This is a genomic window from Citrobacter amalonaticus (assembly GCF_037053465.1).
GTDB lineage: Bacteria > Pseudomonadota > Gammaproteobacteria > Enterobacterales > Enterobacteriaceae > Citrobacter_A > Citrobacter_A amalonaticus_H.
The window spans coordinates 15,501-42,209 of the sequence record NZ_JBALIF010000019.1; the positions used below are offsets into that span (position 1 = coordinate 15,501).

Genomic DNA, 26,709 nt, shown 5'->3' on the forward strand with positions numbered 1-26,709 from the left:
TCCTCTAATGCGGTGGTCACGCTCGCCCACGCTTTCCATGAATTCAGGGATTCTGAAATTGCTCAACTTCCAGCCATTCGCATAAACCGTACGCTTTGCCGTAACTCATGTAGCGTTCGCTAAACAGGTACGGCACGTCGTTAGAGGCTGCCACCGGGCGGATATCGGCATAGTCGGGATGCGTTTCCATCGCGGTCAGCGCGGCGTCGATTTGCTGCGGCTCAAAACCATAAGGTGATTGTTCCAGCATCGCCACCTTGTAAGGACGCGGATACGTCTGGCAATCAAAGCGCACGGCTTGTGCGATGGCCCGACAGATATCTTTTTCCACCACCTGCACACACATGTCGGCATAGTTGGCGGTCATCGTCTGGGTTGAGTAGTAATAGTCATCCTGAGCGCCTTGTGCCCGGACAATATCCTCCCCGGCAACCCCCTCAATGAGCGTGTCCAGTAACGCAGACAGTTCCACTTCGTCTACCGAGTACGGCGGTTGAAGAAACAGATCCCGTGCGACAAGCTGGCCTTTCGCCGAATGCTGGCGGATAAAATCCGCCATAATTTCAGCCGGACTGTCTGGTATCAGATGCTCATCTGAGCCCTCTGCTTGCAGACGTTTTCCCTGTAGCCATTGCCGCTTTTCCAGATCGATATCTGGCGCAACAGCTTGACTCACATCCTCTGGATGGCTCATGTCGATTCCTTAGGCCGGCAACAGGTTTCGTGCGGCAAGATCGTCGGCAACGTCTTCCAGACCAAGTCGATTCAACGTCTCCCGCGTTGGGCAGCCCAGTTCAGGGTGCCAGCCCATCTCTTTATAAAAGAGCGTCAGAGATTCACGCATATCGTCACGATCCATCTTATCGGTCCCCTCAGTGAAGGCGGGAATCTTCGGATCCTTATCAAACACCCACGAACAAATCAGATCGTGCTCATTACGCATATCATTGGTTTGCATCAGCTTTACCGTGTAGGCACGATGCAGAGTAAAGATGCGTTCTGCGGCTAAATCGAGGCTGGCCTGGGTGGTTTCATCACCGGTAACGGCCTGGAAGAACTTCGCTTCAAGATCCAGATCGCCGCGGTAGTTGCGACTTTTCAGCGGCGACACGGTCATCGGCCAGACCCAGTTACACAGCGTGACGGCGTTATGCAGGCACACTTTCAGCAACGTCCATTTGGCGTATTTGATCTTGGCGGCATTAATTGGCGTGTAATTTTTGGTTTCATCGTAGGCATCTTCTGAACCAAACAACTCCGCCGCCACCTCGCGCTGCAGCTTCAACGGCAAACCTGAGCCGATAAAATTAATATGGGTGTGGGTCATACAGTCACGGTTGAACATGCAGTTAGTGATTGCCCCCACCTGCGCCGACGCCTCATTGGCATGGTGTACAGGAAAACCAAACGGCGACCACAGTTTGTTTTTGTCGTAGGCCCAGTATTCTTCACCCAGATTCCAGCGCTCGGCGATAGCATAAGATCCGTCAGCCAGGTGGCTGAGTTCCCCCACGCGGTGCGCAAGGCGATAGTAAAAATCCTTGATGAAATTGGGATCGCCCGCTTCCAGTTGATCCCAACGGATCTGGGCATATTCATCTGCCGGCAGGACGCGTTTAAACACGCCTTTGCTGTAGCAATAGGTAAAGTCGCGGTGTAACTGACCGTAGTTGCACCAGATGCCGTAATCATCAAACAGATTCAGGCCAATCAGGTTGCCAATCACGCGGCCATCATCTTTATCTTCAAAGTCTTTCGGGCCGTGGGGAAAAATCGTGGTATGCACAAAGTTCGCCACGCAGGTGTTTCCCCCGGTGCTCGGTACGCCAAAATCTTTTACGCGTGGGATATTCATCTGCGTCATACAGCGGATCGGACAGGAGTGGCAGCCACTCATTTTAACGGTGTACTTTTCCGCCGCCGGGCCTAAGTCGAAGACCGATTTATAGGTACGAAAACCGACGGTATTCTGATTACCCGGCGGGATCTCGCCTGTCTCAATTGGGCCTCCTTCTGCGGCTCCCCAGAACAAGCCTTTGCGGGCTGTCCAACGAGAAGCAGGAGACGAATACTCCGCCCAGGCTTGCGGTGTACTGGGCACAACATGGTTATTGTTCGCACCAATCAGTTCCGTCATCATGTAGTCATTCAACCGCTTCATCTCTTTGCGGTCGGCGATATTGACGCCTTTGGTCCCTTCCACGGCAATCGCTTTCAGCTTTTTAGAGCCCATTACCGCACCGGTTCCTGCGCCACCGCTGTGGTTACGGCTGTTGAGCATACAAGAGAGTGGCACCAGGTTTTCACCGGCCTGACCAATGGCCGCCACGCAGGTTTCCGGAGAGGTCATCCGACAAATTTCTTCTGTGGTCGCGCGGGTGCCTTTTCCCCACAAGAAATCCGCTTTTTCAATAGTGACCTTATCGTCCTTAATATTGAGCCAGACGGGTGATGCGGCTTTACCTTCAATAATAATGGCGTCATACCCAGCGAATTTCATTTGCGCGGCGAAAAAGCCGCCCATATGGGCATCGACCACTAAATTGCCTTTGGTAAATGTCGATAATGAGGTGATATTAACGCGGGAACTGCACGGCGCGCCGGACCCGGTAAGCGGGCCTGTCGCAAAGACTAATTTATTGCCTTCATCAAAAGGTTTGGTACCGGCAGGCACTTCGTCATACATAATTTTGTAGCCGAATCCCATGCCGCCAACGAATTTTTTAAATTTACTGGAATCTTCAAGGGTAATATCGCCTGTTGTAAGATTGACCCGTAAAATATTACCTGTCCAACCGTTAGCCATAATGTTTTCCTTTGCAAGATTCAAACAGTAATATCTTTCCATTCAATGATTTTTAATGCCCCGGTCGGACAGGCATTGGCACATTCGCCGCATAAAACGCATTTTGACGATTTTTTCGTTTCGGTATTTACGGTCGCCATCATCCAGGGACATGCGGTGGTGCAGGCGCTGCAACCAATACACCGTTTGTGATCGACGGCAATACAGCCATCCTTCTCTTTCCACGTAATCGCCCCAATAGGGCAGACCTTCATGCATTGCGGATCTTTACACTGACGACAGGTATCAGGCGTATAGTTCAGATCGCCGTATAAACCGCCGCCAGAGCCAACGCCACTGTCACCAAAAAAATAATTGCGGTGAATTTTAATGCGTGAGAAAAAGGTTCCGACTGCGCCGTCATTGTAATTGGTACAGGAAATTTCACAGCGATGACAGCCGGTACAACGCGCGCGCTGCGTCACCAGCACGCCTTTCGGGGTATTAATTAGTCCTACTGTGCCACTATCAATATCGTCTTGTTTGCAGCCAAAAAGAGAGAGTAACGCGGGGGCAATGGTTAGTCCTGCAAGGCCTTTTCCTGATATCCGCAGGAATTCCAGCCGCGTTAAACCTAAATCTAATAATGGACGATCAACCTGGTTCATTTATTTTGCATCCTCTTCGCAAATGCAGTGCTGACAACACGCCCCAGGCCGATGCTAAATATGCTGAAAAAGCGCCTCTGATGTTGCCTCCCACAGCTGAAGTTTTGCCATAACCGGATCGCATAAATGACACGATTAAACTCAAATAAACTAATCCTTTTGGGTTAGGCGGAATAAATAATGGGTTTATTTTCTGGATATAACTTTGATCACCATCAATTAAATTCGGGAAGAAAAACATTAAAAACGAAGTGATATTTATTATCATTTGATGTAATGAAATATTATTTCATATGTTTGCAAATTAAATGTGAAGCCGTTCCCAAAATATCATTAAATCTTACGCGAGATATATTTAAAAATATAACGACTATTTTTTTATGAGATTATTCACATCCTGAAGAATCATTTAATGTGGATTCACATTACCAACGAAGGGATGAGGACATCCCTGTTGACGCCTATCCGGCAAGGGCTTTGATCACCGTCTCCATTGCCTGCTTTTCCATGTCGCTACGCACGATACGCTGATTCGCCAGAGCAGTTCGCAACACCCCGGCAATCACAATATGTTTCGGCTCTTGTCCCAGATCGCGCATTTCCAGCACCACTTTGCCGACGACTCTGCACATCTCGCGGTATAGTTCATCGTCTTTTGTCAGGTTTCCCATTATTGTCTCTCTTCACAGATCCAGACAAACAGCATATATCACTCTACTCCAGATGACAAAAAGCAAGTAAAATCATACAAATAACGCATGGCATTATTCTATACGAGAGGTTTCTTTCAGTTGCTGCCATTTGTTCACCAGTTCCGCCAGATTTGCGGCCTGCATTTTTTCCATCACCCGTGAACGGTGAACCTCGACCGTACGCACTGCGATATTCATCATTTGCGCGATCTCACGATTCATCATCCCCTTCACGACAAGCTCCGCAAGGTCTCGCTCTTTCGGCGTCAGCGCCCGATAACATCCGGCAATTTTCAGTCTGGCGATCGCCGCCTCAGAAACGGCCAGCGCACGCTCCAGCGCAGCCTGCAACGGTTTAGCCGAGACCGGTTTTTGCAGGAAATCCACGGCACCACGCTTCATCTGCTCAACGGCCATCGGCACGTCGCCATGTCCGGTGAGAAACACCACGCCCAGCGTACTTCCCCGCTGGCGTAGCGCCTCGTGAACGTTCTTACCATCCATTACCGGCATGCGCATATCCAGAAGTAACACGCCGGTTTGATGTAAATCGGCTTGTGCAAGGAACGTTTCCCCTTCTTCCCAGCACATCACCGAATATCCCAGGCTCTCCAGCAGAAATGCGCAGGCTTCGGTGACCGCCACATCATCATCCAGTAAGTGAATTATCGCCATCTGCGCCTTTTCTCTCTTGTTGTGTAAAATCGAGTACCACCAACGCCCCCGCCAGCCCGTCTGGCGCCGTCTGGTTCAGAAGGTGGATTTCACCCTGACCATAACGCACCAGCCGCTGGCAGATCACCAGGCCCAGCCCCATCCCCTCTTTCCTGCTGGTCATAAAGGGCTGAAAAGCCTGATGCAGCAAGGCATCGTCAATCCCGCCGCCGTTGTCCTGTAAGGTGATGCGCACGCCGCTGGCGCTACCTTGCGCCTCCAGCCACACGGCTGTCGCCCCGGCCTGGGCGGCATTAAGGATCAGATTAGCCAGCACCTGCTCCAGCAAAACCGGGGGTAAACGTATCGTCAGGGCGCGATCAATATCGCTATGTAATGCTACATCTGGATAATGTTGCGCCATTCGCAGCAACTGCCAGACATGCTGAACCGCCCCATGAATGCAGATGTGCTCCCAGTCCTCGGTGGGAATGGGGCTCCCCTGCGCCTGGCTCACCCAGCTACGCAAATTTCGCAAGGTATCCGCGCCGCGCTGCGCCTGACTGTCAATGTGTTCCAGCGCGGGCAATAGCGCGTGATCCTTTTCCTGAGCCTGTAAGCGAATCAGGCAGCCCTGCGCGTAATGTCGGATGGCAGAAAGCGGTTGATTCAGCTCATGCGCAAACCCCGAGGTCATTTCCCCCAGCACACTCATCTGCCTCGCGGTTTCCAGCGCCTGTTCCTGCTGGCGCAGCCGGATACCGTTACGCTCAATCTGCTTACCACGCCGACGTACCAGCAACATTACCCAGATGTAGTTCAGCGTCAGCAGTAATACGACAACCCCCATGCCGCCCACCAGCCACTGATGCTGGATAAGCCAGCTTTTGACCTCCAGCCACAGGCGTCGCTGCTGCGGATGCTGCTGCACGTCACGCAATAACGCTTCGACCTGGCTGGTTGAAGCCGGCGCCCCCCAGTGAAACGCGGCATTCTCCGGCGCAGAAAGCAGTACGCGGGTGATCCTGTCTGCCAGCGCGTCGCTCACCGCAGGCAAGGCGGCAAATGACCAGTCCGGATAGAGCGGCGTACTGGTTAAACAGGCAATGTCCGTAGAATGACGAATGACCGCGACAAAATCGGTTTTATCAATCAGCCCCTCTTCATCCATTTTTTCCAGCAGACAGACCGGCACGATCACGGCCTGAACCGCGTTTTCCCGCAGAAGATAGATCAACGCATCGGCGGGAAAACCGGTAAAACGCAGGTTGATATCGCGCTCAGGACGCAATCCGGCATCGCTCAGCGCTTTGTACCCCAGCATATAGCCACCAAACGCCTGTGGATCGATGGCCCCAACGGTTTTGCCGATTAAATCCTGGGCGCGAGCGATGCCGCTGTCGCGCCGGGCGAGAATCGCACTGCCAATGATGTTACTTGTTCCGCGCTCAGAACGCAGAGAAGCCAGCCAGCGCAGCGGGGCATGGCTGTTTAACTGCACAAACTGCGCCGGGTTAGTCACCACAAATTGCACCGTCCCATTGTTGACGGCAGTCTGCATCTGATGCAGATCGAGCGGCAGAATATGAAACTGTTCGCCGGGAAGTTGCTGATTAAGCTCTGTTTCCAGCGGCTGCCAGTGGCTTCGGGTAGACACTTCTCCGCGCATCGCCAGAATACCTATATTCCAGGATCCCGCCTGCGCTGCGGCATTGAACATCAAAGCGGACACCAATAGCGCCAGTCTCCTGAACACGTTACCTCTCACTCTCTATATCCCTGTTGATTATGTTGTTTTAGATCAACAACCCGCCGGGTATGTGGTTAACCACAATAGAGCCGCCCCCGCCACGATTTTTACACTGTAAATCATCGACATTCTTTATTCATCACACGCAAACCAACGGCGTGACAAATGTTTCGTTGTTGCAGTGAGACGGGAGAAAAAATGGACAGCAATAAACGGCAGTTTCTCCAGCAACTGGGCGTTCTGACCGCAGGCGCTTCGCTGGTTCCACTGGCCCAGGCGAAATTTCCCTTTTCACCTGAGCGCCGGGAAGGGCTCGCACAGCATCGTTACGCGATGCTTATCGATTTACGCCGCTGTATCGGGTGCCAGGCCTGCACCGTCAGTTGTGCGATTGAAAACCAGACGCCGCAGGGGGAATTTCGCACTCACGTCAATCAGTATCAGGTCCGGCTTGCAGATGAGGTGACCAACGTTCTGTTGCCGCGCCTGTGTAACCACTGCGACAACCCGCCCTGCGTGCCTGTCTGCCCGGTGCAGGCGACGTTTCAGCGGGAAGATGGCATCGTCGTGGTGGATAACAGCCGCTGCGTCGGCTGCGCCTACTGTGTGCAGGCCTGTCCTTATGACGCACGTTTCATCAACCATGAAACGCAAACCGCCGACAAGTGTACTTTCTGCGTGCACCGCCTGGAGGCCGGACTATTGCCCGCCTGCGTGGAATCCTGCGTCGGCGGCGCACGCATCATCGGCGATATTAAGGATCCACAAAGCCGTATTTCGCAACTGCTCCACGCCCATCGCGACGCCATCAGAGTTTTGAAACCGGAAAATAATACCGCGCCCCATGTTTTCTATCTGGGACTGGACGAGGCGTTTGTCATGCCGTTGACAGGACGCGCCCAACCCGCACTCTGGCAGGAGATCTGAGAATGCAACCACTCATCATCGAAGAGGTACTGACCCGTCCGCAGGCCATAAGCTGGCTCCCCTGGGCGGTACAGTATTTCTTTTTCATCGGTATTGCGGCCTGTGCAGCGCTGTTTGGTTGCGTGCTGCACTGGCGTAAACAAGACAACGCTGCGCTGGAAAACCTGACGCTGTTGATTGCCCTGACCTGTGCCATCACCGCCCCGCTGGCCCTGACGGCGGATTTACACCAGACGGCTCGCGTCTGGCATTTCTATGCCTATCCCACGCCCTGGTCATGGATGCCGTGGGGAGCGCTGTTTTTACCGCTGTTCACGGCCTTTCTGGGGTTCTGGTTTCTGGCGATGGTACTTAATAAACTCACTCATAAAAGTTACACTGTCACAAAGTGGCTGGCACTTGCCAGTGCGCTTTGTGCCATTGGCCTGCTGGTTTATACCGGCCGGGAAGTGTCCATCGTTGAGGCTCGCCCACTCTGGTTCAGTTACGCTTTTCCGCTGGCAATGTTCCTGAGCGCACTACAGACCTTTTTTGCCCTGTTGATTGTCGGTATCCGACATGATGTTGCCCTGCAACACAAACTGGCTGGTGGACAACTCGTTACGCTGTTAGCGCTCGCCGCAGTCGTCGTGTTCTGGGCCAGCGGCAACACACTTTCCGGTGCGGCAATTCGCCAGTGGCTCACACTCTCTGCCTCTGCGCGCAATTATGCCGTTGGTTGGCTGGCATTCTGGTTAATCTCAGTGCTTTTCTGTGCCGTTGCCGTGCGTCGTCCGCTCTCTTTGCCTTCGCGCGCTCTGCTTGCGCTGAGCGCAATGGCCCTGTGCTGGCTCATGCGCTGGACGCTCCTGATTCAGGGGCAAACGCTGCCTAAATTCAACGCGCAATTTAATCCATACACATTGCCTGCGGGCACTGACGGCTGGCTTGCCCTCCTCGGCACCTTCGGTTTGTGGGTAGCGCTGCTGATTATGGTTCGTGAAACGGTGAATATGTTCGAAAGGAGAGTACAACATGGCTAATGTAACCCGTCGACAGTGGCTTAAAATCGGCCTTGCCGTGGGCGGTATGGCGACATTCGCCCTCAGCTACCGTGACGTTGCAAAGCGCGCCATTGATGGCTTGCGAAACGGTACCTCCGGTAAAATTACCCGCGATCGGATCATCGGCAATGCGCTGATTCCGGAAGCATCCGCCCATTCTGGCTGGCAGCAGGATCCGCAGCAGACCATCAGTATGACCCAGTGTTTTGGCTGCTGGACGCAGTGCGGTATCCGGGTTCGGGTCGACCAGAAAACCCAACGCGTTATCCGTATTGCCGGAAACCCTTATCACCCGCTTTCTCACGAGCACCATATTGACGCATCAGTCCCGTTTAGTACGGCAATGGCGCAACTGGCGGGTGAAAGCGGCCTTGACGCCCGTTCAACCGCCTGCGCGCGCGGCGCCACCCAGCTTGAAGCATTGTACAGTCCGTTGCGTATCCTTGAGCCGATGAAACGCGCAGGCAAGCGTGGCGAAGGAAAATGGCAGCGCATCAGCTTTGAACAATTGATCAACGAGATCGTGGAAGGCGGCGATCTGTTCGCCGAGGGCCATGTCGACGGTCTGCGTGCCCTTTACGCGCCGTCCACGCCCATTGATCCGGCGCATCCGGGTTTTGGTCCCAGACCCAATCAACTGCTGGTCACCAATACCAGCGACGACGGGCGAGACTCTTTTCTTCGCCGGTTTGCCCTGAACAGCTTCGGCAGTAAAAACTTTGGCGCGCATGGTTCTTATTGTGGACTGTCCTATCGCGCAGGTTCCGGCGCGTTAATGGGCGATCTCGATAAAAACACCCACGTGAAGCCCGACTGGGATAACGTCGAATTCGCGCTGTTTATGGGAACCTCCCCCGCGCAATCGGGCAATCCCTTTAAGCGCCAGGCCAGACAGCTTTCCAGCGCCCGTCTGCGGGACAATTTTTCATATGTTGTCGTTGCCCCCGCGTTGCCCTTAACCACCGTACTGGCGGACGACCATGGGCACTGGTTGCCGGTTATCCCCGGCAGTGACTCTGCACTGGCGATGGGGATGATCCGCTGGATCATCGAAAACCAGCGCTATAACGCTGCGTATCTGGCGCTTCCCGGCATCAATGCCATGCAGCAGGCCGGTGAAAAAAGCTGGTCAAACGCCACGCATCTGGTCATTACCGACGAGCTTCCGGGACTGGCCGGGCAGCACCTGACACAGGCTCATCTCGACCCTACGGCAACCAGCGAACCGTTAGTAGTGAATGAGTACGGTGAACTGGTTCCTGCCAGTGAGTGCATGCGAGCCACATTATTTGTCACCCGTCAGGTGCCCCTCGCCGACGGACGGAATGTGACTGTGCAAAGCAGCTTCCAGTGCCTGAAAACCGCGGCAGAAAAAATGACGCTCGCCCAGTACAGCCAGCAGTGCGGCGTGGCTGAGGACAAAATCATCGCGCTGGCAGACGCATTTACCCGTCATGGCCGTAAAGCGGCGGTCATTACCCACGGCGGCATGATGGCGGGAAACGGATTTTATAATGCCTGGGCGGTGATGATGCTGAATGCGCTGATCGGCAATCTCAGTCTGGAGGGCGGCGTCTTTGTCGGCGGCGGCAAGTTCAACGGCGCAATGGACGGTCCGCGCTATAACATGGACAGTTTTCCTGGAAAAGTGAAGCCTAAAGGACTGAGCATTGCGCGGAGCAAAACGGCCTATGAATCCTCTGAAGAATACCGCCACAAGGTGGCGACCGGGCGTTCGCCCTTCCCGGCGAAAGCGCCGTGGTATCCGTTTGTCGCCGGTCAACTGACCGAACTGTTAAGCTCTGCGCTGGAGGGGTATCCCTATCCGTTAAAAGCGTGGATTTCCAACATGACCAATCCATTCTATGGCGTGCCCGGCCTGCGCGCAGTGGCAGAAGAGAAACTTAAAGATCCGGCGCGTTTACCGCTTTTTGTAGCAATTGACGCCTACATGAACGAGACCACCGCCCTTGCGGATTACATCGTGCCGGACACGCATAATTTTGAGAGCTGGGGATTCAGTGCGCCGTGGGCGGGTGTCGCCAATAAGGCGACCACCGCGCGCTGGCCTGTTGTCGATGCGGCAACCGCCAGAACCGCCGACGGTCAGCCGGTTTCGATGGAGTCGTTTTGCATTGCCGTGGCTAAAAAATTGAATCTGCCAGGATTTGGCGACAATGCTATTTCCGACAGCGACGGCAACCTCTATCCACTTAACCGTGCCGAAGATTATTATCTGCGTATCGCTGCCAACATCGCGTTTATGGGTAAAAACCCGGTCGCAGAAGCGGTGACTGACGATCTCACCCTTACCGGGGTGAGTCGCATTCTGCCTGCGATTGAGCGCACACTGAAGGCCGATGAAGTGAAGCGCGTGGCATTCATCTACTCTCGCGGCGGTCGTTTCGCCCCGGATAAAAGCGGGCGTGCTGAAAACCGGGTCGGTAACGCATGGGAAAAGCCACTACAAATCTGGAATGCAAACGTGGCGGCCCATCGCCATGCGATCACGGGCGAACGCTACAGCGGTTGTCCGACGTGGTATCCGTCGCGGCTGTCCAACGGGCGCGCCGTGGATGAGCTGTTTCCGGAAAGCCAGTGGCCGCTTAAACTTATCTCGTTTAAATCCAACACCATGGCCAGCGCCTCGACGGTGATCCCACGTTTACATCACCTGAAACCTACAAATCTGGTGGCGTTAAATCCGCTGGACGGAAAACATTATGGGCTGGCACATGGCGATACGGTGCGGATCACCACTCCCGGCGGACAGGTTGAGGCGCAAATCAGTTTGCTTAACGGCGTTATGCCTGGAGTCATTGCCATTGAACACGGCTACGGACATCGTGAAATGGGGGCGGCGCAGCATACTCTGGACGGTGAACCGTTGCCGTTTGACCCGAAGGTTAAATCGGGGATTAACCTCAACGACCTGGGATTTGCCGATCCGACGCGGGAAGTGAGCAATACGTGGCTGGACTGGGTGTCCGGCGCCGCCGTACGTCAGGGACTTCCGGCGCGAATTGAACGAGCGTAATGCGAATGCCGGAGGGCAACGCTCTCGCGCTTTATCCGGCCTACAGGACGTCGTAGGCCGGGTAAGGCGACGGCGTTGCGCAACTAAGCGCATTTTTTGCGTTTACGCAATTGGCAGACATGACTTGTTTAATAACAATTTGTTGTGAAACTGTCCGTTTCCGTTTTGAAACGCTGTTTTCATTTTCCTTTTGGGTATTTTTCAGCGTATAATGCGCGCCAACTGTCTCTTGAATGGTTTCAGCACATTGACCCGTCATACTCAGCGACTACAAAACGTCCCTTTCCGTTGGGCTGAAACACGAGCACACATTCCTCTGCACGCTCTTTCGATGTCACCTATCCTTAGAGCGAGGCAACACCACTTTCGTAATACAGGTTTCGCTTTCAGGCTGTGCGCCCCGGAAGCCAGTTTCCCCTATCCTTCTCAACTTAAAGACTAAGACTGTCATGAAAAAGACGAAAATTGTTTGCACCATCGGTCCGAAAACCGAATCTGAAGAGATGTTAACCAAAATGCTGGACGCGGGCATGAACGTCATGCGTCTGAACTTCTCTCACGGTGACTATGAAGAACACGGTCAGCGCATCAAGAATCTGCGCAACGTGATGAGCAAAACCGGCAAGAAAGCCGCAATTCTGCTGGATACCAAAGGTCCGGAAATCCGTACCATTAAGCTTGAAGGTGGCAATGACGTTTCTCTGAAAGCGGGCCAGACCTTCACCTTCACCACCGACAAATCCGTAGTCGGTAACAGTGAGATCGTGGCTGTGACCTACGAAGGTTTCACCTCCGATCTCTCCGTCGGTAACACCGTCCTGGTTGATGATGGTCTGATCGGTATGGAAGTCACTGCGATCGAAGGCAACAAAGTGATCTGTAAAGTGCTGAACAACGGCGATCTCGGCGAAAACAAAGGCGTTAACCTGCCAGGCGTTTCTATCGCGCTGCCAGCACTGGCTGAAAAAGACAAACAGGACCTGATTTTTGGTTGCGAACAAGGCGTTGACTTCGTTGCTGCATCCTTTATCCGTAAGCGTTCAGACGTCGTTGAAATCCGTGAGCACCTGAAAGCGCACGGCGGCGAGAACATCCAGATCATCTCCAAAATTGAAAACCAGGAAGGCCTGAACAACTTCGACGAAATCCTCGAAGCGTCCGATGGCATCATGGTTGCGCGTGGCGACCTGGGCGTTGAAATCCCGGTAGAAGAGGTTATCTTCGCGCAGAAGATGATGATCGAAAAATGTATCCGTGCGCGTAAAGTTGTTATCACCGCAACGCAAATGCTGGACTCCATGATCAAAAACCCGCGTCCGACCCGCGCTGAAGCTGGCGACGTGGCAAACGCCATTCTCGATGGCACCGACGCCGTCATGCTGTCTGGTGAATCCGCAAAAGGAAAATACCCGCTGGAAGCCGTTACCATCATGGCGACCATCTGTGAGCGTACCGACCGCGTGATGACCAGCCGTCTGGACTTCAACAACGACAGCCGTAAACTGCGCATCACCGAAGCGGTTTGCCGAGGCGCTGTTGAAACCGCAGAGAAACTGGAAGCTCCGCTGATCGTGGTGGCCACTCAGGGCGGTAAATCTGCTCGCGCCGTGCGTAAATACTTCCCGGATGCAACCATCCTCGCACTAACCACCAACGAAGTTACCGCCCGTCAGTTAGTGCTCAGCAAAGGCGTTGTGGCGCAACTGGTAAAAGAGATCAACTCTACCGATGATTTCTATCGTCTGGGTAAAGAAGTTGCTCAGCAGAGCGGTCTGGCGCAGAAAGGTGACGTTGTGGTGATGGTTTCCGGTGCGCTGGTACCGAGCGGCACCACTAACACGGCATCTGTTCACGTGCTGTAATCATTACCGAATGAATTAATTCGATCCAAAAGCGCCTTCGCGGCGCTTTTTTTATTTCACTAATAGCCACTGTGAATAAAAAAGCAAATCGGATTTCGCTATCTAATTACAGATTATCTAAGACAAATCCGATGGAAGCCGTCTGTTTTCACTCAGTTTTTTAACCTTTTTTGTGCATTTCGATGCTTCTTTGAGCGAACGATCAAAAATAAGTGTCTTCCCATCAAAAAAATATTCTCAACATAAAAAACTTTGTGTAATACTTGTAACGCTACATGGAGATTAACTCAATCTAGAGGGTATTAATAATGAATCGTACTAAACTGGTACTGGGCGCGGTAATCCTGGGTTCTACTCTGCTGGCTGGTTGCTCCAGCAACGCTAAAATCGATCAGCTGTCTTCTGACGTTCAGACTCTGAACGCTAAAGTTGACCAGCTGAGCAACGACGTGAACGCAATGCGTTCCGACGTTCAGGCTGCTAAAGACGACGCAGCTCGCGCTAACCAGCGTCTGGACAACCAGGCTACTAAATACCGTAAGTAATAGTACCTGTGTAATAAAAATGGCGCACATTGTGCGCCATTTTTTTTGCCTCTCATTTGCCTTCCCTGCTACTGCGTTTGCGTCTCTTCCTGCACTGAACCGTTTTGCGCAGACTGAACCGCAGGTGTCGTCACGGCTGCAGGCGTTTTCCCCGCAGACACGAGAACGGGATAGCCCGCCCGGCGGTATAACGCTTTATCCACCAGACCTTCATCCACCTCTTTCATCGCTTTAAACTGGCTGAATCCAGCAGGCAACACATACGGCATTGTCTGCACGTTTTGCTCCTCTTCCGGCGACAGCGGGCGATGGACCTCTACGTATCGCATGCCATTGGGCTCCATTGCATATTTCACCGGTTCGTTGATCACCCTCACCGGCGTTCCCGTTCTGGCCTGGGCGAACAGCGCTTTGATATCCGGCGCGTTCATGCGGATACAACCAGAACTCACACGCAGACCGACGCTGTCAGGTTGACTGGTGCCGTGAATGAGATACTCGCCATTACCATGCGCCAGGCGCATCGCAAAAAGCCCCAGCGGGTTATTTGGCCCGGCAGGTACGACCGGAGGTAACGTAACGCCACGCTCAAGGGAGCGCTTACGGATCCCGGCAGTCGGCGTCCAGGTCGGATTCGCGATTTTCTGCCCAACCCGGGTTTCCATGACTGGCGTTTCCAGCCCCTGTAAACCGATGCCGATGGGATAAACCTGAACGATGTTTTCGCCTGGCGGATAGTAATACAGCCGTAATTCAGCCAGATTGACAATGATCCCCTCACGTGGGGCGTCAGGCAGCAGAAGTTGAGACGGGATCGTAATCAGCGTGCCGGGCTTTGGCACCGGTGCAATCGTGTTATTGGCCTCCAGAATGAGCATAGCGGCGGTATCAAAACGCCGGGCTATCGCCTGAAGATTTTTATCCCCCTCCTGCACGGTGTACGTTTGATTTTGCCCAATAAGACGGCTGCCCGCAGGGGGTAAGGGATAATCGACCGCCCAGGCGGCCTGTAATGCGCTGTAAGCGCCGATAAGCATAATTGTAATGAGAGACGCGCGTTTCATACCTAACCTCCTGTATTCACTGACATGAGCCAGAATGCTGATGATCCGGTAAGGCAGTCAGGCTGCCTTACTTCACAGGATGAAAGCTGTCTATTGAGTTTAGCTAAGAGTTGCGGCTTTGGTACGGATAGCGCGTATCATCGCTTCCAGACCTTGTGAACGGGACGGGGTGAGATGCTGTGCCAGCGCCATTTTTTCAAACCACGGTCGCACATCAAAATTCACGATATCCTGCGCCGTCATCTGGTGATACAAAATGATGACGACCGCAATCAGTCCTTTCACTATCGCCGCATCACTGTCGCCTTGCAGTTCAATAACACCTTCCGCATTCTGGCGCATGACGATCCAGACCTGACTCTGACATCCCTGAATGGTATTTTCAGGACGGCGTTCGTCGGCGGGTAATTCCGGTAATCGCTGTCCCAGTTCAATGATGTACAGATACTTCTCTTCCCAATTAGCGCAACGTTGAAAATTACGCAACAATTTTTCTCTGTCCGGCAGCGCGGCCATAGCGCCTCCCTTATCCCAGTAAGCGATGAATACGTTGCAACCCCGTCACCAGCCGATCCACTTCTTCATGGGTGTTATACATGGCCAGCGACGCCCGACACATTGCCGGCACCTGATAAAACGCCATCAGCGGCATCGCGCAGTGATGCCCGGTGCGCACGGCGATCCCATAGTTATCGAGAAAGCTGCCAACGTCATACGCATGATGTTTGCCAAGGTTAAAGGCGATCACGCCCAGCCGGTTCGCTGGCCCGTACAGTGTAAGATCCGGCACCGCTGCCAGTTGTTCCAGCGCATAGTGCATCAGGTTCTGTTCATACTCGCTGATATTTTCCAGTCCCAGCGCAGAGACATACTCCAGCGCGGCGCCGAAACCGATAATCCCGCCGGTATTCGGTGTACCCGCTTCGAAGCGCCACGGCGCTTTCGCCCACGTCGTCCCGGCTGTCAGGCTGACGGTGGCGATCATCGACCCGCCCCCTTCCCACGGCGGCATCTCTTGCAATAGCGCCTCTCTGACATAGAGCACGCCGATGCCAGTGGGACCATACAGCTTATGGCCCGAGAAAACGTAAAAATCACAGTCCAGCGCCTGCACATCCACCGGGTGATGCATCACCGCCTGTGCGCCGTCAACCAGCACTTTTGCGCCATACTGATGCGCCAGCGCGGTCATTTCGGCGACCGGGTTTTCCGTCCCGAGCACATTAGAGACCTGGGTAATCGCCAGCAGCCGGGTTTTCTCATCCAGCAGCATGGGCAGAATTGCCTGTTGCAGCGTGCCGTCGGGATTGAGCGGAATGACCCGCAGCTCCGCGCCTGTGCGGGCGCATAACATCTGCCACGGGACGATATTTGCATGGTGCTCCATTTCGCTGATGATGATGTTATCACCGGCGCGGACGTTTTCTGGCCCCCAACTGTTGGCAACCAGATTGATTCCCTCAGTGGTCCCGCGCACAAAGACCAGTTCTTCTGCTGAGCGCGCATGGATAAACAACGACGCCAGTTTGCGCACATTCTCCATTTTTTCGGTCGCCTGGGCGCTAAGGGTGTGGATCCCCCGATGCACCGCCGCATAGCCGTGGCGATAGAACTGCGCCTCAGCGTCAATCACCTGCGCTGGTTTTTGCGCGCTGGCGGCGCTGTCGAGATAGGCCAGCGGTAATCCGTTCACTTCGCGCGTGAGAACAGGGAAATCCGCACGCACCTTATCGATGGGAAATGTCATGCTACGCCTCCCAGCAGACGCTGGCCGATACGTGCCAGCACCTGCTGTTTCAACGCCTCGTCGCCCAATGCTTCCGTCAATTCAGCGGCAAAGGCATAAAGAATCATCTGCTGCGCGTCCTGCCTGCCGATCCCACGCGAACGCAGATAGAACATCTGCTCGTCATCAATGCGCCCAACCGTCGCGCCATGACTGCACTTCACGTCATCAGCATAGATTTCCAGTTGCGGTTTGGTATCGACTTCAGCCAGCTTCCCGAGCAGCAGATTGTTGTTCGTCATCTGCCCGTCAGTTTTGATCGCATGCTGCGCGACGTTAATCAGTCCGTTAAACACAGCGCGGCCTTTGTCGCTGACAATCGTTTTATGTAACTGACGGCTGTTACAGTAGCCCTTGTTGTGTTCAAGCCAGGTGCGCGTGTCACAGACTTCATTTTTCACCGGCATTGCCAGACTGTTGATCCGAAGCGTGGTGTTTTCACCATTCAGTTGCGTACTGGTGTTATGACGCAGCACCGCATCCCCCAGCAGGAAGCTGTGGCTGTATGCGCAGGCATCCGCCGCCAGTAAAATATCGTTATGCGCGAAGTGGTGGCTCAGCGAGTTTTCAAACGCCAGCTTGATGTGATGCAAGTGCGCGTTTGCCGCCACGTTCATGGTCAGACGCGAACCGGTGAAATGTCGGGACTCATTCAGGCTAACGTAATGCTCAATAATCGTCGCCTCTGCTCCTTCTTCAAGTTCCAGATGGTGGCGGTAGTGCGCGGTATTTACCTCATCACCGCTCCCCCCCTGGGTGATATGCATCAGCAGCAGCGGCTTGTTGGGTCGCTGATTGCGGCCAACGCGGATATGCGTCACGCTGCGCGACAGGCTTTCGGTCAGGTGCAGAAAGACTTCTGGCTGGACTGCGGCGGGCAGGGTCTGGCGTTCATCGTTAACCTTCACCTGGTAGCCGCTGTTTTCCACGCTGTCGCTTAATGCCGGACGGTATTGACCATCGACAAAGACCAGCCGCAGCGCCGCCACCTTCAGCGCTAACGCGTCACGCTGCGCTGCGGTGAGCTCCGCCAGACGGCTGATAAACTGGCTGTTGTTCAACCCATCCAGCGGCGTGTATTTCCAGTTTTCTTGCTTGCGCGTTGGCAGTCCCAGCCGCAGAAGCTGCTGGAGATGCTGTTGCGCCTGAGCGGAACGCGTCTCACCCTGGGCCTCAAACAGATGGTGCCACTGCTGCAACGCATTACTGCTGTTCGGTAAGCCAGCCATATCCCTGCTCCTCCAGTTGTTTGACCAGGGTGAAATCGCCAGATTTCACAATCCGCCCCTGATACAGGACGTGGACAAAATCCGGTTTGATATAGTCAAGGATCCGCTGATAGTGCGTGACGATGATGAACGAACGTTGACCGTCGCGCAGGGAATTCACCCCATCGGCAACAATCTTCAGTGCATCAATATCCAGCCCCGAGTCCGACTCATCGAGAATACAGAGTTCGGGCTCCAGCACCGCCATTTGCAGTATGTCATTGCGCTTTTTCTCACCACCGGAAAAACCGACGTTCACCGAGCGGGTCAGTAAATCTTCCGGCATTTTCAGCAGCGCGATTTTCTCTTCCATCAGATCCTGAAAATCGAAGCGATCGAGCGACTCTTGTCCGCGATAGGCCCGCACAGCATTGAGCGCCGTTTGCAGGAAAAACTGATTGCTGACGCCGGGAATCTCCACCGGGTACTGGAAGGCCATAAAGATGCCTTCCCCGGCCCGCGCTTCCGGCGACAGTTCAAGCAGGTCTTTGCCTTTAAACTCAACGCTTCCGTCAGTCACTTCGTAATCTTCCCGTCCTGCCAGCGTCGCAGAGAGCGTGCTTTTCCCGGAACCATTGGGTCCCATAATGGCGTGGACTTCACCGGGGCGAATGTCCAGGTTTAACCCGCGCAGGATCGCTTTATCTTCCACACTGACGTGTAAATCTTTAATCGTTAACATGTGACTTCCTTAACCGACGCTGTGTTCAAGGCTGATAGCTAATAATTTTTGCGCTTCGACGGCAAACTCCAGCGGTAGCTCAGAGAACACGTCCTTACAGAAACCGTTGACGATCATTGAGATCGCATCTTCTTCGCTAATGCCGCGCTGGAGGCAATAGAACAACTGATCTTCACCAATCCGCGAGGTCGTCGCTTCGTGTTCCAGTTGCGCGCTGTTATTACGACACTCGACATACGGGAAGGTGTGCGCCCCGCAGTCAGCGCCAATCAGCATTGAGTCACACTGCGTAAAGTTTCGCGCATTGGTCGCCGTCGGCATAATTTTGACCAGTCCCCGATAGCTGTTCTGGCTGTGTCCGGCCGAAATCCCCTTCGAGATAATGGTCGATTTGGTGTTCTTACCGATGTGGATCATCTTGGTACCGGTATCCGCCTGTTGATGACCGCTGGTGAGCGCCACCGAATAGAATTCGCCAATTGAGTTGTCACCACGCAGGATGCAGCTTGGGTATTTCCAGGTAATCGCCGAGCCGGTTTCCGACTGCGTCCAGGACATTTTGCTGTTTTCACCTTCGCACAACGCGCGTTTGGTGACGAAGTTCAGGATACCGCCGGTGTTATTGTCACCCGGGAACCAGTTCTGCACGGTGGAATATTTCACTTCGGCGTCTTTGTGGATAATCACTTCCACGACCGCCGCATGAAGCTGATAGCTGTCACGCACAGGGGCGGAACAGCCTTCGATGTAGCTCACATAACTGCCCTCATCCGCCACCAGAATGGTACGTTCGAACTGTCCGGTCTTCTCAGCGTTAATACGAAAATAGGTCGACAGTTCCATAGGACAACGCACGCCTTTTGGTACATAGATGAATGTGCCATCTGAGGCAACGGCGGCATTCAGTGCGGCGAAAAAGTTGTCATTACCGGGCACCACGGTGCCGAGATATTGCCTAACGAGGTCGGGATGGTCGTGAATGGCTTCCCCGAAGGAGCAAAATATGATCCCCTGCTCCGCCAGTTTTTCCCGGTAAGTGGTCGCGACAGAAACGGAGTCAAAAATGGCGTCGACCGCCACCTCACGCCCTTCACGCACCGGCACGCCGAGCTGTTCAAAAGCAGCCTCGACCTCTTTACTGAGGAAGGCGTTTGCGCCGGTTTGCTGCACCGCGCCCGGTTCGGATGCGCAGGTTTCATCGCAGTTCCCACATGAGGGGGCGGAATAGTAGCTGTAATCCTGATAATTAAGCTTATCGTAATGCGCTTTTAACCAGTGCGGTTCTTCCATTTCAAGCCAGGCCTGATATGCATTGAGGCGAAATTCCAGCATCCATTCGGGTTCGTTGCGCCGGGCTGAAATCGCGCGCACCACCTCTTCGCTGATCCCTTTCGCTAGTTCGTCAGTCTGGAGCTGAGTGAAGAAACCTTCTTTATAGTTCAGCGGCCCACCGGTCCAGGTTTTGACATCATCAGTTGCTTCAGTATTACGAGACATAGTACCGCCTATACCCCAAAGCTTTCGCCACAGCCGCATTCATTCTGGGCTTTCGGGTTATGAAATTTGAATAGCTGGTTTAATCCTTCGCGAACGTAATCGACTTCCGTTCCGTCGATAAAAGGCATCGCCTGTAGCGGGACATAAAGCTTCGCGCCTTCGGTTTCAAAGAGCAGGTCGTCTTTTTCCGGTTCGCTGACGGTATCCAGCACATAGCCAAAACCAGCGCACCCCGTCTGCTTGACGCCTAAACGTACGCCCAACATGCCTGGCTGCCTGGCCACCAGTTCGCGAATATGCGCCGCCGCTGCGGGGGTGAGCGTCAATCCGCGCCAGGCGAAGTCTTCCGGATTAAATGTTCCTGAATGCAGTTCCATAGAGTTACCTCGCGTAATGAGCCATCAGGCTATAACAGCATGTTAGTGATAATAATTCTCACTTCAACCCCTCATCAGCAGGGGCATTCGGCTGTATCGCCTTTATTGACCACTTTTATTAAGCATAGACTCTGACGCGTGGCTTACAGGGATTGGAAAAATTTATTCAATGCATTGATTGATAATGACTTTAGAACGCATCATCGACAGGAGTGGTCAATAAAGTAAAGATGTATAGAAAATGACTATTTCAGGGATAGGAATGATGAGCAAGGAGGCGTCATGGGGACACAGAAAAACAAAACCCTTAAGGTTGTCAGTGACAGCCTTAAGGGTTCCGGCCCCATCCGGCGCTTATCTCCGGCACTCATAGTGGCTTAGCTCTTGAAGGGGCGATAAGAATAATCTCATATCCGTTCAGGTCATTTTTAACACAAATTGCTATCCCATATTTTTTATGTTCGATCAATTCATTGAATTTATCGCATCGCGCAATGAGAAGAGATGCCTGCACCCCAGGCAAACGGAATTGCCTGCGGTGCTTAACTGACACGCATTACAGCACTATTGTTGGGGTTTTATTGCTTTAATGATTGCTGAATCAATGAACGCCAAGACGCCAGGCAAAGTAGATCTCTTCTTTTAACTCGGCTGAAGAGAGCGTCAGTAAATCGGCAAATTCCAGCTCAAGTTGTTTCAGTTTTTTAAGATACTGGGCTGGAGACAGCTCGGTTTTATCACGACGTAAAAATTCAATTGCCAGTTGGGTCGGGTCTGGTTGGCTAGTCATATCATCCTCGCTTGTGGTCAAAACCTGCACAGTATATCACCTTTTACTGCGCAGATTACGACCAAAAGCAATAGAGATCACATTTTTATACGTGACAACGTCACAAAATAGCTGTGGTCAACCGGGAGGTACAACAGAGCCGCTGTTGCTCATCATAAATATCGATCTGCCAGACCTGATGGCGTGAACCGGTATGAATTGCTTTGCAGACGCCTTTCACGCGCCCTTCCCGTGCGGAACGCACGTGATTGGCGTTGACCTCAATACCCACGACTTTTTGCTCGCCCTGCGTACACAGATAGCCCGCCACCGAACCGATGCTTTCGGCGAGAACCACGGACGCGCCACCATGCAACAGGCCGAACGGCTGTTTGGTTCGGTTGTCGACCGGCATTGACGCTTCCAGTGTATCGTCGCCAATATGTTCAAAGCGAATATCCAGCAGGCCAACCATGTTACCCTCGCCCATTGCATTGAGCACATCCAGGGTGACTGCACGTTTCCAGATCATCCGATAATCTCCAGTAATGCCTGTACAGGATGACGCACGCCCGTACCTTCCACCCGTTTCACCTGGCTTCGGCACGAGTAGCCCGTCGCCAGGCAACGGTTACGCGGCAGCCGCTCCATCGCCTGATGCCATGACAGCTCGTAGATCCCCAGTGAACTGGCATGATTCTTCGCTTCATGGCCGTAGGTGCCTGCCATACCGCAGCAACCCACACTCACGTTTTCGAGCTTCGCGCCAAAGTGGGCAAAAATAGACGCCCATTGCGCAGGCGCCCCAGGCAGCGCCGTTACTTCCGTACAGTGACCAAAGAAATACCAGGGTTCGCCGCTGACGTCACGTGCTTCCTGCGAGGCCAGCACAGTTGCGAGCCACTCATTGGCAAGCTGCACATGGAAATCGCCGCGTTGCTCACCCAGCGCCAGCTTGTACTCATCGCGATAGCAGAGAACCAGCGCCGGATCGACACCCACCATCGGCATCCCCAGTTTGGCCACGCGGTTTAAAAACTCCGCCGTTTTTTTGGCGGTTTTCGCGAACCGGTTGAGGAAGCCTTTAATGTGCTGTGCTTTGCCGTTGGGCGAGAAAGGCAGCAGAACCGGCTGCATTCCCAGTTTCTCCACCAGCCGGACGAAATCGGCCACCACCTGCGCGTCGTAATAACTGGTAAATGGGTCCTGAACCACCAGCACCGTCGTGGCTTTCTGTGCATCCGGCAGCGCTTCCAGTTGTTCGAGCGTCATGTTTGCCGAACGATGCCCAACCATCTGCTGTTGCAGAGACGGCACCGACAGCAGCGGCAGATCGACCATTCCGATATGTTTTGCCGACAGGTTGCGCACCAGCGGCTGGTTAATAAAGAAGTTAAACGTTTTTGGCGCGCGGGCCATCAGCGGCGCATACGTTTCAACGGCCGCCACCAGATGATCCCGCAGCGGGCGCAGGTAGCGCGTATGGTAAAGCTGCAGGAAGCGCGACCGGAACTCCGGCACGTCAATTTTAATCGGGCACTGGGTCGAGCACGCCTTACAGGCCAGGCAGCCGGACATGGCCTCTTTTACTTCATGGGAGAAATCATATTCGCCTTTGCTGGCATGCCAGGTGTTGCGGGTTCGCGCAATCAGCGATCGCAGGCTGGGGCGCTGGTTTGCCAGCGCGTTTTCGAGCCGGACAGGATCAACGCCGCGATCCGCCAGCAGACGCAGCCATTCGCGTACCAGGGTTGCACGCCCTTTTGGCGAGTGGATACGGTTCATGCTGATTTTCATCGACGGACACATCGGGCTTTTCACGTCGAAGTTAAAGCACAGACCGTTACCGTTACACTCCAGCGCGCCGCGCCAGGTCTGGCGAACCGCCAGCGGGATTTGCCGATCCCAGGTGCCGCGTTTGGCTGCGTCGACTTTCATCATCGGCGCATCAACGCCTTCCGGTGGGCAGATTTTGCCCGGATTCAGGCGGTTTTGTGGGTCAAACGCCGCTTTCACCTTGCGCAGCTCCGCGAAGAGTTCATCGCCAAAAAATGCCGGACTGTATTCCGCCCGGAAACCTTTACCGTGCTCACCCCAGAGTAAACCACCATATTTTGCCGTCAGCGCCACCACCTCATCAGAGATTTGCTTCATCAGCACTTCCTGCTGCGGATCGCACATATCCAGTGCGGGGCGCACATGTAAAACCCCGGCATCGACATGACCAAACATGCCGTAACTCAGACCGTGACCATCAAGTAACGCGCGGAATTCCGCGATGTAATCAGCCAGATGCTCCGGCGGCACACAGGTGTCTTCGGCAAACGGGATGGGTTTGGCCGCACCTTTGGCATTGCCCAGCAGACCGACGGCTTTTTTACGCATCGCGTAGATACGCTCAACACCCGCCAGTTCCGTGCATAATTGCCAGCCAATGACCCCGGCCTCTTGCCGGGCCATTAACCCGTCCAGGCGTTCGCACAGGGACGCGACCTGTTTTTCAATCAGCGCTTCATCGTCACCGGCAAACTCCACAATGTTCAGACCGAGCATCTCTTTATCAGGAACGTCGGTAATCAGTTCGCTCACCGAATGCCAGACAATATCTTCCCGCGCCAGGTTCAGCACTTTTGAGTCCACCGTCTCAACCGAAAGCGCGCGCGCCTCGACCATAAACGGCGCATTACGCAGCGCGGAGTCAAACGAGTCGTACTTCACGTTGACCAGGCGACGGACTTTCGGCAGCGGCGTAATGTCCAGCCGCGCTTCAGTGATCAGCGCCAGCGTCCCTTCCGAACCGGTGAGGATGCGGGTCAGATCGAACTCACTCATGTCGTCGTTAAAGACATGCCGCAAATCGTAGCCTGTCAGGAAACGGTTCAGTTTGGGGAATTTATCAATAATGAGCTGACGGTTGTCGCGACAGCGCTCTAATACCGTGCGATAGATACGACCGATAGTCGTGTTGCTCTTGCCAAGCGTTTCCGCCAGTTCAACCGGCAGCGATTGGGTATCAAGAATATCACCGCCCAGCAGCACAGCCCGGACCCCCAGGACGTGATCGGACGTTTTTCCGTAAACCAGCGACCCCTGACCGGATGCATCGGTGTTGATCATCCCGCCCAGCGTCGCCCGGTTACTGGTCGACAGTTCAGGCGCAAAAAAATAGCCATACGGTTTGAGAAACTGATTCAGTTGGTCCTTGATAACGCCGGCTTCCACCCGCACCCACCCTTCTTCCGGGTTGATTTCAATAATGCGGTTCATGTAGCGGGACAGATCAACAATAATGCCCTGGTTCAGGGCCTGTCCGTTGGTTCCTGTACCGCCGCCGCGCGGAGTGAAAATCAGCGAGGTAAAACGCGGTTCCGCAGCCAGACGGGCAATCAGTGCCACATCGGCCGTTGAGCGGGGGAAAACAACCGCATCGGGGAGAAGCTGATAGATACTGTTATCTGTCGACATTGTCAGACGATCGGCATAACTGGTCGCCGTATCGCCGGTAAACCCCTGTTGCTCCAGTTCTTGCAAAAAATTGAGCACCAGCTGAACGACGCCGGGTGCCTGAGAAATTTGTGGAATCATTATCGTGACCCTTTCCTGCGGTCTGTGGTGTTGTGGATGTTAATCGTTTGCTTATTGTTGTATCACATTTTTTTCTAATACACCCAGCAGAAATACTGGCAGAATCCGCCTGTTAAAAACCGCTGAAATTGTTCATCATTATGAGACGCGTTTCAGGTGGTCACGTCGCGTCAACGTTCTGACGCACTACACAGGTGAAAATAAGTTATGGTCAATGTTCGTCAGCCCAGGGATATCGCACAAGTGATGCTGTCGGTGCTGTTTTTAGCCATCATGATTGTGGCGTGTTTCTGGATTATTCAACCCTTTATTTTGGGCTTTGCCTGGGCAGGTACTATCGTCATCGCGACCTGGCCGATTTTACTCCGTTTGCAAAAATTACTCTGGGGCCGTCGGTCGCTGGCCGTGCTGGTGATGACGCTCTTACTGGTCCTGCTGTTCATCATTCCGATTGCGTTGCTGGTCAACAGTATTGTCGATGGCAGTGGACCGCTGATTCATGCCGTGACGAGCGGCGACATGACATTGCCCGATCTCGCCTGGCTGAACAGCATTCCCCTTGTCGGCGCGAAACTGTATGCCGGGTGGCACCATCTGCTGGATATGGGCGGCACGGCGATCATGGCGAAAGTGCGCCCGTATATCGGCACAACGACGACCTGGTTTGTCGGCCAGGCGGCGCATATTGGCCGCTTTATGATGCACTGTGGTCTGATGCTGTTGTTCAGCGCCTTGCTTTACTGGCGCGGTGAAACGGTGGCGATGGGGATTCGCCATTTTGCCTACCGTCTGGCCGCCAAACGTGGCGATGCGGCGATGCTGTTGGCAGCACAAGCCATCCGCGCCGTTGCACTCGGCGTTGTCGTGACGGCGCTGGTACAGGCGGTGCTGGGCGGCATTGGTCTGGCCGTCACCGGCGTTCCTTACGCTACGCTGCTATCTGTGGTGATGATCCTCTCCTGCCTGGTGCAACTTGGCCCCTTACCCGTGCTGGTCCCCGCCATTATCTGGCTGTACTGGACCGGCGATCACACCTGGGGCACCGTGCTGCTGGTCTGGAGCGCCGTTGTCGGTACGCTGGATAACGTAATTCGCCCGATGCTTATTCGTATGGGTGCCGATCTCCCACTTATCCTGATCCTCTCTGGTGTCATCGGGGGGCTGATTGCGTTTGGCATGATTGGTCTGTTTATCGGCCCGGTTCTGTTAGCCGTCTCATGGCGTCTGTTCTCAGCCTGGGTTAACGAAGCCCCTGTGCCGACCAGCAACCCGGAAGAAATCCTTGATGAGTTGAGTGAACCCGAAGACCTCAATAAGTAATACGACATCAGGCGGCTCCGGTCGCCTGATTGTTTAGCATTCCTAATCAATAGCCTGTCACAACGCTTCTCAACGCCTTATTCCCGCTTCGTCTATTCTGATTTCTGTCGCAAATTATTTACAGATTTTAAACTATTGAGACGAATCTGATCGACGCTAAAACGCCCGATGCCCTACTATTAGCCCAAGGCTATAGATCAACACATTGATTTATAAGCATGGAAATCCCCTGAGTGAAACAACGAATTGCTGTGTGTAGTCTTTGCCCATCTCCCACGATGGGCTTTTTTTATCCTGAAATCCTGTTAACCACGGCTCTTGTAGTGATATTCACAGACCGGTAACAAATAATATTGCACAAGATACTGCGACTCTCTTCACGCCGAAATCCTCCTGAT

Annotated in this window: 23 protein-coding genes and 1 other RNA gene; 8 read left to right on the forward strand and 16 right to left on the reverse strand. The window is 53.8% G+C overall.

Features of this window, described 5'->3' with window-relative positions; translation table 11 throughout:
* Positions 1–43: 43 nt before the first annotated feature.
* From WB371_RS21130 to ttrS, 6 genes are all read right to left on the reverse strand, one after another.
* Positions 44–694 (reverse strand): YdhW family putative oxidoreductase system protein, encoded by a 651-nt coding sequence (locus WB371_RS21130; protein WP_336221959.1) that lies wholly within the window; start codon positions 692–694, stop codon positions 44–46.
* A 9-nt stretch (positions 695–703) separates the two neighbouring features.
* The gene (locus WB371_RS21135) at positions 704–2,806 is read right to left on the reverse strand and encodes an aldehyde ferredoxin oxidoreductase (RefSeq protein WP_336221960.1); all 2,103 of its coding nucleotides are present in this window, start codon (positions 2,804–2,806) and stop codon (positions 704–706) included.
* Between the two features lie 20 nt (positions 2,807–2,826).
* Entirely contained in the window at positions 2,827–3,453 is a 627-nt protein-coding gene (locus WB371_RS21145) for a ferredoxin-like protein (protein WP_420704071.1), read from the reverse strand.
* 461 nt (positions 3,454–3,914) lie between these two features.
* Positions 3,915–4,124: a fumarate hydratase FumD gene (gene fumD, locus WB371_RS21150; RefSeq protein ID WP_336221961.1), complete on the reverse strand. Its 210-nt coding sequence runs from the start codon at positions 4,122–4,124 to the stop codon at positions 3,915–3,917.
* A 93-nt stretch (positions 4,125–4,217) separates the two neighbouring features.
* On the reverse strand, positions 4,218–4,820 hold the full coding sequence (gene ttrR, locus WB371_RS21155; protein ID WP_336221962.1) for a tetrathionate respiration response regulator TtrR: 603 nt from the start codon (positions 4,818–4,820) through the stop codon (positions 4,218–4,220).
* Positions 4,795–6,567: a tetrathionate respiration histidine kinase TtrS gene (ttrS, locus tag WB371_RS21160; protein WP_336221963.1), complete on the reverse strand. Its 1,773-nt coding sequence runs from the start codon at positions 6,565–6,567 to the stop codon at positions 4,795–4,797. Before ttrS ends, ttrR begins: the two co-directional genes overlap by 26 nt.
* 180 nt (positions 6,568–6,747) lie before the next feature.
* On the opposite strand from ttrS, the gene ttrB reads away from it, so the two are divergent.
* From ttrB to lpp, 6 genes are all read left to right on the forward strand, one after another.
* The gene (gene ttrB / locus WB371_RS21165) at positions 6,748–7,476 is read left to right on the forward strand and encodes a tetrathionate reductase subunit TtrB (protein WP_336221964.1); all 729 of its coding nucleotides are present in this window, start codon (positions 6,748–6,750) and stop codon (positions 7,474–7,476) included.
* A 2-nt stretch (positions 7,477–7,478) separates the two neighbouring features.
* The gene (gene ttrC, locus WB371_RS21170) at positions 7,479–8,498 is read left to right on the forward strand and encodes a tetrathionate reductase subunit TtrC (RefSeq protein WP_336221965.1); all 1,020 of its coding nucleotides are present in this window, start codon (positions 7,479–7,481) and stop codon (positions 8,496–8,498) included.
* Positions 8,491–11,556, forward strand: coding sequence for a tetrathionate reductase subunit TtrA (gene ttrA / locus WB371_RS21175; RefSeq protein WP_336221966.1), 3,066 nt, complete (start codon positions 8,491–8,493; stop codon positions 11,554–11,556). Before ttrC ends, ttrA begins: the two co-directional genes overlap by 8 nt.
* A gap of 247 nt (positions 11,557–11,803) precedes the next feature.
* On the forward strand, positions 11,804–11,998 hold the full coding sequence (locus WB371_RS21180; RefSeq protein WP_336221967.1) for a hypothetical protein: 195 nt from the start codon (positions 11,804–11,806) through the stop codon (positions 11,996–11,998).
* A 7-nt stretch (positions 11,999–12,005) separates the two neighbouring features.
* Positions 12,006–13,418, forward strand: a complete 1,413-nt coding sequence (gene pykF / locus WB371_RS21185) for a pyruvate kinase PykF (protein WP_336221968.1) — start codon at positions 12,006–12,008, stop codon at positions 13,416–13,418.
* Between the two features lie 308 nt (positions 13,419–13,726).
* Positions 13,727–13,963: a murein lipoprotein Lpp gene (lpp, locus tag WB371_RS21190; RefSeq protein WP_001082307.1), complete on the forward strand. Its 237-nt coding sequence runs from the start codon at positions 13,727–13,729 to the stop codon at positions 13,961–13,963.
* Positions 13,964–14,031: 68 nt separating this feature from the next.
* On the opposite strand, the gene ldtE is transcribed toward lpp, so the two are convergent.
* The 10 genes from ldtE to WB371_RS21240 all read right to left on the reverse strand — a co-directional run bounded on the left by ldtE (position 14,032) and on the right by WB371_RS21240 (position 24,991).
* A complete protein-coding gene (ldtE, locus tag WB371_RS21195; protein WP_336221969.1) occupies positions 14,032–15,027 on the reverse strand; it encodes a L,D-transpeptidase LdtE in 996 nt (331 codons plus the stop codon).
* Positions 15,028–15,126: 99 nt separating this feature from the next.
* Positions 15,127–15,543: a cysteine desulfuration protein SufE gene (sufE, locus tag WB371_RS21200; protein WP_336221970.1), complete on the reverse strand. Its 417-nt coding sequence runs from the start codon at positions 15,541–15,543 to the stop codon at positions 15,127–15,129.
* A gap of 10 nt (positions 15,544–15,553) precedes the next feature.
* The gene (sufS, locus tag WB371_RS21205) at positions 15,554–16,774 is read right to left on the reverse strand and encodes a cysteine desulfurase SufS (RefSeq protein WP_336221971.1); all 1,221 of its coding nucleotides are present in this window, start codon (positions 16,772–16,774) and stop codon (positions 15,554–15,556) included.
* Positions 16,771–18,042 carry a Fe-S cluster assembly protein SufD gene (gene sufD, locus WB371_RS21210; RefSeq protein WP_336221972.1) on the reverse strand — a complete coding sequence of 424 codons (1,272 nt, stop codon included), beginning with the start codon at positions 18,040–18,042 and terminating at the stop codon, positions 16,771–16,773. Before sufD ends, sufS begins: the two co-directional genes overlap by 4 nt.
* Positions 18,017–18,763 carry a Fe-S cluster assembly ATPase SufC gene (gene sufC, locus WB371_RS21215; RefSeq protein ID WP_336221973.1) on the reverse strand — a complete coding sequence of 249 codons (747 nt, stop codon included), beginning with the start codon at positions 18,761–18,763 and terminating at the stop codon, positions 18,017–18,019. Before sufC ends, sufD begins: the two co-directional genes overlap by 26 nt.
* Before the next feature lie 9 nt (positions 18,764–18,772).
* Entirely contained in the window at positions 18,773–20,260 is a 1,488-nt protein-coding gene (gene sufB / locus WB371_RS21220; protein WP_336221974.1) for a Fe-S cluster assembly protein SufB, read from the reverse strand.
* Positions 20,261–20,268: 8 nt separating this feature from the next.
* A complete protein-coding gene (sufA, locus tag WB371_RS21225) occupies positions 20,269–20,637 on the reverse strand; it encodes a Fe-S cluster assembly scaffold SufA (RefSeq protein ID WP_336221975.1) in 369 nt (122 codons plus the stop codon).
* Positions 20,638–21,238: 601 nt separating this feature from the next.
* Entirely contained in the window at positions 21,239–21,427 is a 189-nt protein-coding gene (locus WB371_RS21230) for a YdiH family protein (RefSeq protein ID WP_336221976.1), read from the reverse strand.
* Between the two features lie 100 nt (positions 21,428–21,527).
* Entirely contained in the window at positions 21,528–21,938 is a 411-nt protein-coding gene (gene menI / locus WB371_RS21235) for a 1,4-dihydroxy-2-naphthoyl-CoA hydrolase (RefSeq protein ID WP_336221977.1), read from the reverse strand.
* On the reverse strand, positions 21,935–24,991 hold the full coding sequence (locus WB371_RS21240) for an FAD-binding and (Fe-S)-binding domain-containing protein (RefSeq protein WP_336221978.1): 3,057 nt from the start codon (positions 24,989–24,991) through the stop codon (positions 21,935–21,937). The genes menI and WB371_RS21240 overlap by 4 nt, the downstream gene beginning before the upstream one ends.
* A 207-nt stretch (positions 24,992–25,198) precedes the next feature.
* On the opposite strand from WB371_RS21240, the gene ydiK reads away from it, so the two are divergent.
* Together ydiK and rprA are read left to right on the forward strand one after the other, a co-directional pair.
* Positions 25,199–26,311 carry an AI-2E family transporter YdiK gene (ydiK, locus tag WB371_RS21245; protein WP_336221979.1) on the forward strand — a complete coding sequence of 371 codons (1,113 nt, stop codon included), beginning with the start codon at positions 25,199–25,201 and terminating at the stop codon, positions 26,309–26,311.
* 186 nt (positions 26,312–26,497) lie between these two features.
* An RNA gene (gene rprA / locus WB371_RS21250) (antisense sRNA RprA) lies at positions 26,498–26,605 on the forward strand.
* The last annotated feature ends 104 nt before the right edge of the window (positions 26,606–26,709 follow it).

What these genes read in the sequence shown, in the direction of transcription:
- WB371_RS21240 (WP_336221978.1), bottom strand. Translation starts at nt 24,991, where the DNA reads ATGATTCCACAAATTTCTCAGGCACCCGGCGTCGTTCAGCTGGTGCTC.
- lpp (WP_001082307.1), top strand. Translation starts at nt 13,727, where the DNA reads ATGAATCGTACTAAACTGGTACTGGGCGCGGTAATCCTGGGTTCTACT.
- ttrR (WP_336221962.1), bottom strand. Translation starts at nt 4,820, where the DNA reads ATGGCGATAATTCACTTACTGGATGATGATGTGGCGGTCACCGAAGCC.
- menI (WP_336221977.1), bottom strand. Translation starts at nt 21,938, where the DNA reads ATGATCTGGAAACGTGCAGTCACCCTGGATGTGCTCAATGCAATGGGC.
- WB371_RS21230 (WP_336221976.1), bottom strand. Translation starts at nt 21,427, where the DNA reads ATGACTAGCCAACCAGACCCGACCCAACTGGCAATTGAATTTTTACGT.
- ldtE (WP_336221969.1), bottom strand. Translation starts at nt 15,027, where the DNA reads ATGAAACGCGCGTCTCTCATTACAATTATGCTTATCGGCGCTTACAGC.
- sufB (WP_336221974.1), bottom strand. Translation starts at nt 20,260, where the DNA reads ATGTCTCGTAATACTGAAGCAACTGATGATGTCAAAACCTGGACCGGT.
- WB371_RS21130 (WP_336221959.1), bottom strand. Translation starts at nt 694, where the DNA reads ATGAGCCATCCAGAGGATGTGAGTCAAGCTGTTGCGCCAGATATCGAT.
- WB371_RS21135 (WP_336221960.1), bottom strand. Translation starts at nt 2,806, where the DNA reads ATGGCTAACGGTTGGACAGGTAATATTTTACGGGTCAATCTTACAACA.
- ydiK (WP_336221979.1), top strand. Translation starts at nt 25,199, where the DNA reads ATGGTCAATGTTCGTCAGCCCAGGGATATCGCACAAGTGATGCTGTCG.
- ttrA (WP_336221966.1), top strand. Translation starts at nt 8,491, where the DNA reads ATGGCTAATGTAACCCGTCGACAGTGGCTTAAAATCGGCCTTGCCGTG.
- WB371_RS21145 (WP_420704071.1), bottom strand. Translation starts at nt 3,453, where the DNA reads ATGAACCAGGTTGATCGTCCATTATTAGATTTAGGTTTAACGCGGCTG.
- sufS (WP_336221971.1), bottom strand. Translation starts at nt 16,774, where the DNA reads ATGACATTTCCCATCGATAAGGTGCGTGCGGATTTCCCTGTTCTCACG.
- sufD (WP_336221972.1), bottom strand. Translation starts at nt 18,042, where the DNA reads ATGGCTGGCTTACCGAACAGCAGTAATGCGTTGCAGCAGTGGCACCAT.
- sufA (WP_336221975.1), bottom strand. Translation starts at nt 20,637, where the DNA reads ATGGAACTGCATTCAGGAACATTTAATCCGGAAGACTTCGCCTGGCGC.
- pykF (WP_336221968.1), top strand. Translation starts at nt 12,006, where the DNA reads ATGAAAAAGACGAAAATTGTTTGCACCATCGGTCCGAAAACCGAATCT.
- sufC (WP_336221973.1), bottom strand. Translation starts at nt 18,763, where the DNA reads ATGTTAACGATTAAAGATTTACACGTCAGTGTGGAAGATAAAGCGATC.
- sufE (WP_336221970.1), bottom strand. Translation starts at nt 15,543, where the DNA reads ATGGCCGCGCTGCCGGACAGAGAAAAATTGTTGCGTAATTTTCAACGT.
- ttrC (WP_336221965.1), top strand. Translation starts at nt 7,479, where the DNA reads ATGCAACCACTCATCATCGAAGAGGTACTGACCCGTCCGCAGGCCATA.
- fumD (WP_336221961.1), bottom strand. Translation starts at nt 4,124, where the DNA reads ATGGGAAACCTGACAAAAGACGATGAACTATACCGCGAGATGTGCAGA.
- ttrB (WP_336221964.1), top strand. Translation starts at nt 6,748, where the DNA reads ATGGACAGCAATAAACGGCAGTTTCTCCAGCAACTGGGCGTTCTGACC.